The organism is Kitasatospora sp. NPDC004669 (assembly GCF_040609455.1).
Lineage (GTDB): Bacteria > Actinomycetota > Actinomycetes > Streptomycetales > Streptomycetaceae > Kitasatospora.
On record NZ_JBEXKB010000045.1, the window covers coordinates 66787 to 77844 of the forward strand.

An 11058-nucleotide genomic window follows, 5' to 3' on the forward strand; every position below is an offset into this window, starting at 1 on the left:
GGCTCCTGCAGACCCCCGAGGTCGCGTACCGCTCATTGCTCGCGGGCCATCCGCATGCAACCCCGCAAGAACTCGAACAGCTGGTGTCGACACGTCTCGACCGCCAGAAGCGGTTGGCCTCGTCAGCTCCTCCGCATTGCTGGTTCATCCTTGACGAGTCGACTCTCCGTAGGCCGGTCGGGAACCCTGCGGTGATGAGGCAACAACTCGATGCCATCGCATCCGACCAGAGATCACACATCACCGTGCAGGTCTTGCCATTCGCTGCGGGAGTTCACGCCGAGATGGGAGGGTCACTCTTTCTCTATTCGGTGCCGGGCTGTCCGATGGTCGCCTGGGAAGAAGGTGCCCGCAATGGCGAACTCATCGAAGATGCCGAGGGTGTAGCCGCTCGCCGGAGGTCATACGATCTGCTCAGGGCTATGGCCCTGTCGCCCAGGGACTCTCGGGCGATGATCAGGCGCATCTCGAAGGAGTACGGCCGTGCAAGCGAACCAGCATGAGAGCTGGCGAAAGAGCAGCCACAGCAACAACGACGGCGGCGCCTGCATCGAAGTGGATGACTCGCACCCAGGCCGCGTACGGGACAGCAAGGACCCCGACGGCCCTCGTCTCAACTTCTCGCCAACCGCCTGGCAGTCCTTCATCACCGCCGTCCACTCAGGCGAGTTCGACACCCACTGACACCAACACCCGGACCCGCCGCCCCGGACTCGGAGCGGCGGGGCTTTCTGCGCTTCTCCGACAAGGCCAACTCCCCCGGCCCGCGCACAGGAAGTCGGCCCCGCCGACTTCCCACTCCACCGCCCAAGCAGGAGGGAACCACATGAACAGCAGCACCCCCATCACCTGGCGCAAGAGCACCTACAGCGGCAGTGGCGGTGTGTGCGTCGAGGTCGCCGACGGCTTCGCCGGCGTCATGCCCGTTCGCGACTCCAAGGACCCGGGCGGCCCCGCCCTCCTCTTCCTCGCCGACGCCTGGCAGTCCTTCATCAACGCGGTCCGGGCAGGCGAGTTCGGCACCAACTGACGTCTCATGTGGCGCCGTCGCCCTCCACAGGGGCGACGGCGCACAGCACGTCCCTCCACAGGGGCGGCGGCGCGGGGGCTGTCGACGTGGCGAGCTGCTTCCTATCCCCATGCCCATGAGCCCCGACGCCGACGAACCTGCCCCGGTGCCGCTCCACTCCGCGTCCGTCACCGGGGCGATCGTCCGCGAGGACGAGCGCGCGCCGGCGATCCGCCGGGCCGACAACGGCACCTGGGAGCGCCGCCGGGCGGCGTCCTCGAACTCACCGAGACCATCCAGGACGGCCTGCGCCGCGAGATCCACGAAGAGACCGACCTCAAAGTCGGAGTCGACCAACTGACCGGCGTCTACGGAAACATGGCGCGAGGCATCGCCGCCCTGGTCTTCCGCTGCCACCCCGAGGACGGCGCCGAACAGCTCTCCCCCGAGTCCACCGCCATCGCCTGGCTGACCCCCGACGAAGTCGCCGACCGCATGGGCGAGGTCTACGCCGTCCGCATCCTCGACGCCCTTCGGCCCGGCCCTACCCGCATCCGCGCCCACCACGGCCGGCGCCTCACCTCCCCCCGAACACCTTGCATGGGAAGTCGACCCCGCCGACTTCCCACTCCAGCGAGGAGACCGCCATGGACATCGGCACCCCCACCACCTGGCGAAAGAGCAACCACAGCAACAACAACGGCGGCGCCCGCGTCGAAGTGGACGATGCGCACCCGGGCCGCGTGCGGGACAGCAAAGACCCCGACGGCCCCCGCCTCAACTTCTCGCCAACCACTTGGCAGTCCTTCGTCACCGCCGTCCGCACCGGCGAGTTCGACGCCCGCTGACACCAACGCCCGGCCCCGCCGCCCCGGCACCCGGGGCGGCGGGGAGTCGGCCGATGGCCCTCAGGCGCAGGCCAGTTCGGCGTTGGCGCGCTCGGTGATCAGCGCGAGCACGCGGCCGGCGACGGCGAGGTCCTCGGCCGGGATACCGGCGTACAGGCGGGCGGAGACCGGGGCGATCTCGGCGGTGGTGCGCTCGTAGAGCTGCCGTCCGGCGGCGGTGAGGCGCAGGGCCTCGCCGTGCTGCGGGTCGGCCTCCAGCAGAGCGGCGGCGGTCGTCTCCTCGATGACGGCGCGCACGCGCGCCTCGTCGGCTTTCAGCGAGCCGGTGACGTCGGCGACGAGCGCCTCGCGGCCGAGGCTGCCGCCGGCGGCGGCGGTGGCCCGCAGGGTGACGTTCTGCTCGAAGGTGGCGCCGTGGCGGGCCAGGACGCCTTCCAGCAGGGAGCGTGAGGCGTAGTGCGCCAGGGCGATGGCGCGGGGGTCGAGGGGGGCGGGTGCGGTGGTCGTGACGGCGGTGGTCATGGCTGGTGCTCCTCGTCGTTCTCGGTGGGCGGATCAAGAGGTGCGTCGAGCAGGATCGCCAGCTCGCGGGTGAACTCCCGGGCACGCTCGCCGCGTTGGCCGCCGAGCGGCTCCAGCAGCTGGTCCAGCAGGCCCTGGACGAGCGTGATCGCGCGGGCGGTGACGTCGTGTCCGTGCTCGGTGAGGGTCAGCTGCATGGCGCGCGGGTCGTCCGGGTCCCGGGTGCGGGCCACCAGGGCGGCGCCCTCCAGGGCGCGGGCGAGCTTGGAGACGTACAGCGGCTCCAGCCCCGTGTGGTCGGCGAGCCGGCGCTGGCTGGGCCGCAGCCCGGAGCGTGCCATGCCGTACAGCGACCCCAGCAGCGCGTACTGCGCGTGGGTCAGCCCCAGCGGCGCGAGGGCCCGGTCGACGGCGACCCGCCACTTCATCGACAGGCGCCAGACCAGGAAACCGGCGGTCGCGTCCTCGGCTGCTGAACTCATGGCAAATACAGTACATGGCTACTATGTCCATGGCTACGGTTTTCCGGGGTGCCCGGGCCGGGGCGGGGGCGCCGCCGTGGCCGCCGGGGCGGCGGCCCTCGGGAATCCCGGTGCGGCGGCCGCGGGGCTCCGGCACACTGTCCCGGTGATCACCGACCACTGGCCGCTGCGGGGCCTGCGCGTCACCACGCCCCGCCTGGAGCTGCGCCTGCCCTGCGAGGAGGAGCTCGCCGGCCTCGCGGACGTGGCCGCGCGCGGCGTCCATCCCCCGCACGTGCGCCCCTTCCTCACCCCGTGGACGACCCTGCCGCCCGCCGAACGCGCCCGGCACGTCCTGCAGTTGCACTGGAAGCGGCTGGGACGCTGGAGTCCGCGGCACTGGGCGCTGGACCTGGCGGTCTTCCACGAGGGACGCCCGGTCGGCTTCCAGGACATGCGCGCCCAGGACTTCGCCGTCCGCCGCGAGATCGCCTCCGGCTCCTGGCTCGGCCTGGAGCACCAGGGCCTGGGCATCGGCACCGAGATGCGCGCCGCGATGCTCCACCTGGCCTTCGCCGAACTCGGCGCGCTCTCGGCGACCTCGGCGTCCTTCAGCGACAACCACTCCTCCCTCGCCGTCTCCCGCAAACTCGGCTACCGCCCCGACGGCATCACCCGTGACACCCTCGACGGCCGCGTCGTGGAATCCCGGCGCCTGCGCCTGTCCCGCGACAACTGGCAAGGCCCGCCCGTCCCGGTCACGGTCACCGGCCTGACCGCGGCCTGCCGCGAACTCCTCGGCGCCGACCGCGCGCCGCAGCAGCCGGTGTAGCCGGGGCAGGAACCCCTGCGGACCGCGCCGGTGGCGCCGGCCGCCGTGTCCGGGCGGCCGGCGCCCCTTCACCGGTCAGGCGGCGGGCTGCGGCAAGTACCGGTCCGGGCCCACCGGTTCGGCTCAGTGCCGGTAGTGGTCGGGCCACGTGCCGCACGGCCACCGGATGACATGGGCGCCGGGGCCGGTGCGGGCGCCCGGGACGGCCAGGCACTGGCCGCCGTTGTCGTTGACGACGTGATACGAGGTCAGCTTCTCGGCCGTGAACGGCCTCGCACGTGGCGCCCGACCGGCTGTTGGGTGGGCTCCCGCGTCCAGCCGCCGCTACGCGGTGGCAGGGGCGGATGACTGCCGCCCCGCATCCCATGCAGCAGCGGCCCGGTGGGCGATGTCGCGGGAAGCGCTGCGGCCGGCGTGCGCGACGACGCCGCACGACCGGCATGCGAAGGCGGCCCGATCGGGCCGGTTCCTCTCGCCGATGTGACCGCAGTCGGCGCAGGCCTGGCTGGTGTACGCCGGATCGACGTACACCGGCGGGACGCCTGCCCACTTGGCCTTGTAGGCCACGAAGGAGCCGAGCCGGGCGAAGGCCCAGGTGTGCAGCGCGACCCTCCCCCGGCCTTCGGCCGGGGGTACCCCCACGGGCCTTCTCGGCCGTGCCCTCCGCCGGATGCCGGACAGGTCTTCCACTCCGATCCCGGCACAGGTGCGTTCGGCCTCGGTCACGATGCGCTCGGAGATGACGTGGTTGGCGTCCTCGGCACGGCGGGACTCCTTGCGGGAGAGGCGCTTCAACACGCGCCCGGCGGACTTGGTGCCCTTCTTCCGGAGCTTCGCGCGCGGGTCCCGCAGACGCTTGCGGTGCCGGTTCAGACCGCGCCCGGCAGCACGGTAGCCGGTGGAAGCGGTGGCGATGTCGGCGATACCGAAGTCCACGCCGATCCACCCGGTCGGCCCGAAGATCTCGGGTCCGGGAATGTCGCACGCGGCGATCAGGAAGAACTCACCGCCACGCGCCACCGGATCGCTCTCGCCCTTGCGATGCTTTCGAAGCGCCTTGAGCGCGTCCGGCGAACAGACGAACCGAACGCCCTTCAGCCGTCCGGCGATGGTCCGGATCGAGACGCCCTGCGCGTCCAACTGCCAGGACAGACAACGGTCGTCATACGGCTGGGCGGCGCCGAAGCGGAAGACGACCGGCCTGGACCCGGCCTTGGTACGCCGCGTGCTGCCCGGCATGCCGAGGTCCCCGGCCCGGATGTTCGCCGTCAGCGTCGAGTAGGCGTCCGCCACCTCGCGTATGACGTGCAGCGCGGGCCGAGCCGACAGACCAGCGGCTTTCAGCTCCTGACAGGCCGCACCCTGCAAGGTCTTCCGGGACCTCGCACCGGTGCGGAACGCCGACTCAAAGACGCGATCGGCCTGACCGTTGCAGGCGGACAGGGTGTCGGCGATCGCCGCCGCCACCTCGGGCGACGGCATCAGCTCGACCCGAACGACCGTCAACACACGAACGACCGCAGCGTGTGTCCGTGCCACCGCGGCGGGAAACCAGATCCTGCTGTACGCAGGGGTGGAAGCGTCGTTCACACGGCCCGTGGAGTCCCGCACGCCAGGGCGGTGCGGCCACCGCCCACGGGCCACCCCCGGTACCTGCCGCCGCACCCGGGCCGCCGAGCGCCTGACCGACCGGAGCGGGACGCCGGGCCAGCCGACTTCCCGCACGCCGTACGCGCCGCGGGCGGCTCAGGCGGCTCAGGTGGCTCGGGCGGCCAGGGCGCCGGCCAGGGCGTCCAGGGAGTGCAGGACGTGGATGCCCTCGGCCACCGGGGTGTCGCAGGCGGTGCGGTCGAGCCAGAAGGCGTGCAGGCCGGCGTGGTGGGCGCCTTCGGCGTCGAGGGTGTAGTTGTCGCCGACGTAGGCGACCTCGTCGGGGGCCAGGCCCAGGGCGGCGCAGCCGGCGTGGAAGATGCCGGGGGCGGGTTTGGCCTCGCCGTGCTGGTCGGAGCAGATGAGGGCGTCGGCGACGTGGTCGAGCAGGCCGACGGTGTGGAGTTTGCGGCGCTGGTGGTCGGCGTCGGAGTTGGAGACGACGCCGAGGCGGTAGTGGGGGGCGAGGGCGGCGAGGGTGGGGGCGGCGTCGGGGAAGGCGGCCTGGGCGGCGTCGCGGTGGGCGGCGTAGCCGGCGAACCAGGCGGCGGTCTGCTCGTCGGTGAGGTGTCGGGCGTCGTCCTCGCCGAGGTGGGTGAGGAAGTGGCGGGTGCGTTCGTGCTGTTGGGCGCGGAAGGTGAGTTCGCCGGCGAGGAAGCGTGCGTAGTGGGTCTGCGTGACGGTGCGCCACAGGGTCAGCGCCGCCTGTGGGGAGGGGAGGCGGTCGAGCAGGCCCGTGTGCCGTAGGTGGGCGAGGATGCCGGTCTGCTCGGAGCCGGAGTAGTCGAACAGGGTGTCGTCGACGTCGAAGAGCACGCCTCTGATCGGCATGGTGCGGTCCTTTTCGTGTGTGCGTCCGGTACGGACCCTACGCGCGGGGCCCGGGCGGTTGCCGGTGGGGCCGGGTGGGGTCCCGGCCCGGCGCTCTCGCAAGGGGGGGCTGCCGTGGGCGGCGGCGCCGGCGGCACGCGCGGGGGATTCCCGGCCGAGGAGCGGGCCGCGGTGAAGGGGTGCGCGCGGGAGTTGAGGCATTCCGGGCGCAAGGCCTTTGGGGAGGAGTGGGCGGGCGAGGCGGTGCGGGAGGTGCCGGCCGGGATCGCCGGGGCGCCGCAGCCGGACCGGGTGACGGCCCGGCGTGTGCACGCCGCCGTCACAGTGGCGGCGCCGGTGGCGGCGCCGGGGCCGTGGTGCGCGATGCCTGCCTGCGCGCCGGACGGCGAGGTGAGGTGGTGTGTTTCTTCCAGAGCGCGGAGACGTTGGAGTCCCGCTGCGCGGCGTTCGGTTTCGACGATCCGGCGGGTCCGGGCGAGGGCGCGGTGCGGCCGGTGGCGTTCGCCCTGGCCGAGGTCCCGCCCGCGGTGGAGGAGCGGATCGGCGAGGTGGTCGAGCGCGCGGTGGGATGAACGTTTCGGCGTCGAGGGTGGCGTCGGGCCGGCGCGGCGGGGCGCGTCGCACGACGGGGTGGCGCGCCCGCGCAGGTGCGGGTCGACGTGGGCGGCCGGGTGGGCGCGTTGGGCCCAGGCGGCACGGTTGTGGCCGGAGCGGGCGGGGGTGGGGCCGGCGCGGGCCCCTCGGGTGCGGCCGGGGCGCCTGGCGCATGGCGCCGCGTGCGGGGCCGTTGCGGGCGCAGGCCGTCGGCGCCGGGCGCGTCCGCTCGGCGGTGGGGCCGGCGCCCGGGGCCCGCGCTCGCGGGGCGGGCACCCGGCGCGGCGCCCGCCCGCCCGCTGTGAGGCTCAGGCCGCGGCCGGGACCGCCGCCCCCGCCGATGCCAGCAGGGCGTCGAGCAGGCCCGGGAAGCGGGCGTCCAGGTCGGTGCGGCGCAGGCTGACGAAGCGGTTGCGGCCGGCGACGCGGGTGGTGGTGACGCCGGCTTCGCGCAGGACGCGCATGTGGTGGGAGACGGTCGACTTGTGGAGGTGGTCCAGGCCCAGGTCGCGGGGGCCGCAGGAGTGTTCGGCGCCGTCGGCGTAGCTGAGCAGCAGGCGCATGCGGACGGGGTCGCCGAGGGCGTGCAGGAGCGTGACGAGGTCGATGTCGGCGGTGGCGGGCTGGGGAAGCCGCTCGTCTTCGGTCATGGGCTCGGCTCCGGTCCTCGGGTCTCGGCGGAGCGAGACGGCGGGCGACAGCAGGGATGGTTTGACGATCATCCACCGATCCCCGATTGTTTGGCGAGTATCAAACTGTTTCATGTTCGTCCAACAATAGCCCCGGAGGGCTTTCCCGTGCCCGTACGCCTGCTCCTGCTCGCCCTGGGGACCTTCGCCATGGGCACCGACTCGATGGCCGTGGCCGGCATCCTCGGCCCGGTCTCCGCCGACCTGCAGGTCTCGGTGGGCGCCGCCGGCCAGCTGGTCACCGTCTTCGCGCTCGGCTACGCGCTGCTGGCCCCGCCGCTGGCCGCCGCCACCGCCCGCTGGCCGCGCCGGCGCCTGCTGCTGACCGCGCTCGCGCTCTTCAGCGCCGCCAACGCGCTCAGCGCCCTCGCCCCCACCTACGGACTGCTGCTCGCCACCCGGGTCCTCGCCGCGGCCGGCGCCGCCCTCTACACGCCGACCGCCAACGCCGTGGCCACCACCCTGGTCGCCCCCGAACGGCGCGGCCGGGCGCCGGCCACCGTGCTCGGCGGCATGACGGTGGCCACCGCGCTCGGCGTGCCGCTGGGCACCTGGGTCGGACGCGCCGACTGGCGGATGACGATGTGGCTGGTCACCGCGCTCGGCCTGGCCGCACTGGCCGGACTCGCCGCCCTGCTGCGCGACCTGCCCGCCCCCACCGCCGCCCCCACCCTGGCGGCCCGCCTCGCCCCGCTCGGCCGGCCCCGGGTGCTCGGCGCCGCCGCCACCACCCTCGCCTTCTTCCTGGCCTTCCAGAGCGTCTACATCTACCTGGCCACCGCCGTCTCGGGCGCCACCGGCAAGAACCCGGACCGGCTGAGCCTGATCCTGCTCACCACCGGCGTGACGTCGGTGGCCGGCAGCTGGCTGGGCGGACGCCTGGTCGACCGCACCGGCGTGCGCAGGGTGCTGCTGGGCGGCTCCGCCCTCGCCGCCGCCGCCTTCGCCGCACTGCCCCGGCTGGGGCGCAGCATGCCGGGGTCGCTGGCGTACGCGACGGTGGTGCCGCTGGCGGGGTGGGCGGTGTCGGTGGCGCTGGCGCACCGGCTGGCGTCGATCGACCCGGGATCCGCGCCGCTGCTGATCTCGCTGAACAGCAGCGCGCTGTACCTGGGAGCGGCGGCGGGGGGTGTGGCGGGGTCGGCGGCGATCGCGGTGCTGGGAGGGCGGTGGTTCCCGCTGGCGGCGGCGGCGTGGGCGCTCCTCGCGTGCGCGACGGCGGCGGCCACCATCCGCGACCAGCGCGCGGGTGCCGCGGTGGCGGCCGCGGCGCCGGCCCGCGGCTGAGCGCCGTACGGGGCCGGGGGCCCCGGGGACGAAGAGGCCGTACAGGGCCGGGCCCCGGGGACGAAGAGGCCGTACAGGGCCGGGGGCCCCGGGGACGAAGAGGCCGTACAGGGCCGGGGGCCCCGGGGACGAAGAGGCCGTACAGGGCCGGGCCCCGGGGGACGAAGAGGCCGTACAGGGCCGGGCCCCGGCCCCGTACGGCGCGGCGTCAGGCGCCCAGCACCTCGCCGACCAGCGCCCGGGCCTCGTCCTGCACCCTCGCCAGGTGCTCGGTGCCAAGGAACGACTCGGCGTAGATCTTGTACACGTCCTCGGTGCCCGAGGGACGGGCGGCGAACCAGGCGTTGTCCGTGCACACCTTCAGGCCGCCGATCGCGGCCCCGTTGCCGGGCGCGTTCGAGAGCACGGCGGTGATCTTCTCCCCCGCCAGCTGCCCGGCCGTGACCTGCTCGGGCGCCAGGCGGGCCAGGCGGGCCTTCTGCTCGCGGTCGGCGCCGGCGTCCACGCGGGCGTAGGCGGGCTCGCCGTGGCGGGCGGTCAGTTCGCGGTAGTAGGCGCTGGGGGTGGTGCCGGTGACGGCGGTGATCTCGCAGGCGAGCAGGGCCAGCAGGATGCCGTCCTTGTCGGTGGTCCACACCCCGCCGTCGCGGCGCAGGAAGGAGGCGCCGGCGCTCTCCTCCCCACCGAAGGCGATCGAGCCCTCCAACAGGCCGTCGACGAACCACTTGAAGCCGACCGGGACCTCCAGCAGCCGGCGGCCCAGGTCGGCGGCGACACGGTCCAGCATCGAGGAGGACACCAGCGTCTTGCCCACCGCGGCGTCGGTGGGCCAGTCGGCACGGTGGCGGTAGAGGTAGTCCACGGCCACCGCCAGATAGTGGTTGGGGTTCATCAGCGCGCCGTCGGGGGTGACGATGCCGTGCCGGTCGGCGTCCGCGTCGTTGCCGGTGGCGATCGCGTACTCCTGCCGACGGCCGATGAGAGAGGCCATCGCGGCCGGCGAGGAGCAGTCCATGCGGATCCTGCCGTCCCAGTCCAGCGTCATGAACCGCCAGGTCGGGTCGATGACCGGGTTGACCACCGTCAGGTCCAGGCGGTGCGACTCGGCGATGCGCCCCCAATACGCCACCGACGCCCCGCCCAGCGGATCCGCGCCGATACGAAGCCCCGCCGCCCGCACCGCGTCCAGGTCCACCGCCGAGGGCAGGTCCTCGACATAGGCGGTGAGAAAGTCGTGGCGGCCGGTGGTGGCCGCGGCCAGCGCCCGCGCGTAGGGGACCTTGCGCACCCCCCGCAGGCCCTCACGGATCAGCTCGTTGGCGCGGTCCTGGACCCAGCCGGTCGCCCCGGACCCGGCCGGCCCCCCGCTGGGCGGGTTGTACTTGAAGCCGCCGTCACGCGGCGGGTTGTGCGAGGGCGTCACCACGATGCCGTCCGCCAGCGCCCGGGGGCTGCGCCGGTTGTGGGCCAGGATCGCGTGCGAGACCGCCGGGGTGGGGGTGTAGCCGTCGGCGGCGTCGATCAGCACCTGCACGCCGTTGGCCGCCAGCACCTCCAGCGCCGTCACCTTCGCCGGCTCGGACAGCGCATGGGTGTCCGCGCCCAGGAACAGCGGACCCGCCACCCCCTGCTGCGCCCGGTACTCACAGATCGCCTGCGTCGTCGCGGCGATGTGGTCCTCGTTGAACGCCGCGTCCAGCGAGGAGCCCCGGTGCCCCGAGGTCCCGAACGCCACCCGCTGCGCCACCTCCTGCGGATCCGGCTGCAGCGCGTAGTACGCCGTCACCAGCCGTGCCACGTCCACCAGGTCACCGGGCTGCGCCGGCTGCCCGGCCCGTGCGTGTGCCATCCGTCTTCTCCCGCCGAAAAATCCGAAACCCGCGTCGACGTCCTCGTCCCCGCGCTCACCGATCGTAGCCAGAACGCGACCGCGCCCCGAACCGCACGGGGCCACGCGGGGCACGTGTGGCCGTTTCGCTCCAGGTGGACGGCAGCTCGCGGTCGCCGTCAGGGGCCCGCGCGGTGACGACGGCCGCGAACCGCGCGAACCGCGCGAACCGGCACCCGGCCAGGCCCTCGCACACGAACGGACCGGTGGCCACCGACGCCTCGAACGCCACCCGGTCCTCACCCGCCACCGGGAACACCCCACCCACCCGCACCACCCCGCGCCCCACCGCCGGGACCACCCCCGCCCTCCCGCGCCGCCCGGCCACCGCCCGTGCCCCGCCGTCGCCCCGTCGATCCGCTCCGGCTCCGCAATGTCCGCCGGTCCCCCTACGAACATGCGACCGGGCCGGGCCCACACCGGGCGGGGCCTGCGACAGCGGTGGGC

13 protein-coding genes and 1 pseudogene are annotated in these 11058 nt (G+C 74.1%); 8 read left to right on the plus strand and 6 right to left on the minus strand.

Features of this window, described 5'->3' with window-relative positions:
* The 5 genes and pseudogenes from ABZW30_RS31065 to ABZW30_RS31085 form a co-directional block, all read left to right on the plus strand.
* Positions 1 to 503: DUF5753 domain-containing protein (locus tag ABZW30_RS31065; protein ID WP_355674543.1), on the plus strand; the 503-nt coding region annotated here is incomplete at its 5' end.
* A complete protein-coding gene (locus tag ABZW30_RS31070; RefSeq protein ID WP_355674544.1) occupies positions 484 to 684 on the plus strand; it encodes a DUF397 domain-containing protein in 201 nt (66 codons plus the stop codon). The genes ABZW30_RS31065 and ABZW30_RS31070, both read left to right, overlap by 20 nt.
* Before the next feature lie 142 nt (positions 685 to 826).
* The gene (locus tag ABZW30_RS31075) at positions 827 to 1030 is read left to right on the plus strand and encodes a DUF397 domain-containing protein (protein ID WP_355674545.1); all 204 of its coding nucleotides are present in this window, start codon (positions 827 to 829) and stop codon (positions 1028 to 1030) included.
* A 115-nt stretch (positions 1031 to 1145) separates the two neighbouring features.
* Positions 1146 to 1588: pseudogene (locus ABZW30_RS31080) on the plus strand (NUDIX domain-containing protein); the annotation flags it as partial.
* 68 nt (positions 1589 to 1656) lie between these two features.
* On the plus strand, positions 1657 to 1857 hold the full coding sequence (locus ABZW30_RS31085; RefSeq protein ID WP_355674546.1) for a DUF397 domain-containing protein: 201 nt from the start codon (positions 1657 to 1659) through the stop codon (positions 1855 to 1857).
* 60 nt (positions 1858 to 1917) lie between these two features.
* Here ABZW30_RS31085 and ABZW30_RS31090 read toward each other — a convergent pair whose 3' ends face one another.
* Positions 1918 to 2379 carry a MarR family transcriptional regulator gene (locus tag ABZW30_RS31090; RefSeq protein ID WP_355674547.1) on the minus strand — a complete coding sequence of 154 codons (462 nt, stop codon included), beginning with the start codon at positions 2377 to 2379 and terminating at the stop codon, positions 1918 to 1920.
* Positions 2376 to 2861, minus strand: a complete 486-nt coding sequence (locus ABZW30_RS31095) for a MarR family transcriptional regulator (protein ID WP_355674548.1) — start codon at positions 2859 to 2861, stop codon at positions 2376 to 2378. The genes ABZW30_RS31090 and ABZW30_RS31095 overlap by 4 nt, the downstream gene beginning before the upstream one ends.
* A gap of 145 nt (positions 2862 to 3006) precedes the next feature.
* Between ABZW30_RS31095 and ABZW30_RS31100 the strand changes: the two genes are divergently transcribed.
* Positions 3007 to 3672: a GNAT family N-acetyltransferase gene (locus tag ABZW30_RS31100; RefSeq protein ID WP_355674549.1), complete on the plus strand. Its 666-nt coding sequence runs from the start codon at positions 3007 to 3009 to the stop codon at positions 3670 to 3672.
* A gap of 324 nt (positions 3673 to 3996) precedes the next feature.
* Here ABZW30_RS31100 and ABZW30_RS31105 read toward each other — a convergent pair whose 3' ends face one another.
* On the minus strand, positions 3997 to 5262 hold the full coding sequence (locus ABZW30_RS31105) for a transposase (RefSeq protein WP_355674550.1): 1266 nt from the start codon (positions 5260 to 5262) through the stop codon (positions 3997 to 3999).
* Between the two features lie 165 nt (positions 5263 to 5427).
* Positions 5428 to 6153: an HAD family hydrolase gene (locus tag ABZW30_RS31110; protein WP_355674551.1), complete on the minus strand. Its 726-nt coding sequence runs from the start codon at positions 6151 to 6153 to the stop codon at positions 5428 to 5430.
* Positions 6154 to 6551: 398 nt separating this feature from the next.
* On the opposite strand from ABZW30_RS31110, the gene ABZW30_RS31115 reads away from it, so the two are divergent.
* Positions 6552 to 6725 (plus strand): hypothetical protein, encoded by a 174-nt coding sequence (locus tag ABZW30_RS31115; RefSeq protein ID WP_355674552.1) that lies wholly within the window; start codon positions 6552 to 6554, stop codon positions 6723 to 6725.
* Between the two features lie 330 nt (positions 6726 to 7055).
* On the opposite strand, the gene ABZW30_RS31120 is transcribed toward ABZW30_RS31115, so the two are convergent.
* On the minus strand, positions 7056 to 7397 hold the full coding sequence (locus ABZW30_RS31120) for a helix-turn-helix transcriptional regulator (RefSeq protein ID WP_355674553.1): 342 nt from the start codon (positions 7395 to 7397) through the stop codon (positions 7056 to 7058).
* Positions 7398 to 7544: 147 nt separating this feature from the next.
* Between ABZW30_RS31120 and ABZW30_RS31125 the strand changes: the two genes are divergently transcribed.
* Positions 7545 to 8723 (plus strand): MFS transporter, encoded by a 1179-nt coding sequence (locus ABZW30_RS31125; protein WP_355674554.1) that lies wholly within the window; start codon positions 7545 to 7547, stop codon positions 8721 to 8723.
* A gap of 208 nt (positions 8724 to 8931) precedes the next feature.
* Here the strand turns inward: ABZW30_RS31125 and pgm are convergent, their stop codons facing one another.
* Positions 8932 to 10572 carry a phosphoglucomutase (alpha-D-glucose-1,6-bisphosphate-dependent) gene (gene pgm, locus ABZW30_RS31130; RefSeq protein WP_355674555.1) on the minus strand — a complete coding sequence of 547 codons (1641 nt, stop codon included), beginning with the start codon at positions 10570 to 10572 and terminating at the stop codon, positions 8932 to 8934.
* Positions 10573 to 11058 lie beyond the last annotated feature (486 nt).

Coding starts and splice junctions, on each gene's coding strand:
- ABZW30_RS31075 (WP_355674545.1), top strand. CDS start 827: ATGAACAGCAGCACCCCCATCACCTGGCGCAAGAGCACCTACAGCGGC.
- ABZW30_RS31085 (WP_355674546.1), top strand. CDS start 1,657: ATGGACATCGGCACCCCCACCACCTGGCGAAAGAGCAACCACAGCAAC.
- ABZW30_RS31090 (WP_355674547.1), bottom strand. CDS start 2,379: ATGACCACCGCCGTCACGACCACCGCACCCGCCCCCCTCGACCCCCGC.
- ABZW30_RS31095 (WP_355674548.1), bottom strand. CDS start 2,861: ATGAGTTCAGCAGCCGAGGACGCGACCGCCGGTTTCCTGGTCTGGCGC.
- ABZW30_RS31110 (WP_355674551.1), bottom strand. CDS start 6,153: ATGCCGATCAGAGGCGTGCTCTTCGACGTCGACGACACCCTGTTCGAC.
- ABZW30_RS31120 (WP_355674553.1), bottom strand. CDS start 7,397: ATGACCGAAGACGAGCGGCTTCCCCAGCCCGCCACCGCCGACATCGAC.
- pgm (WP_355674555.1), bottom strand. CDS start 10,572: ATGGCACACGCACGGGCCGGGCAGCCGGCGCAGCCCGGTGACCTGGTG.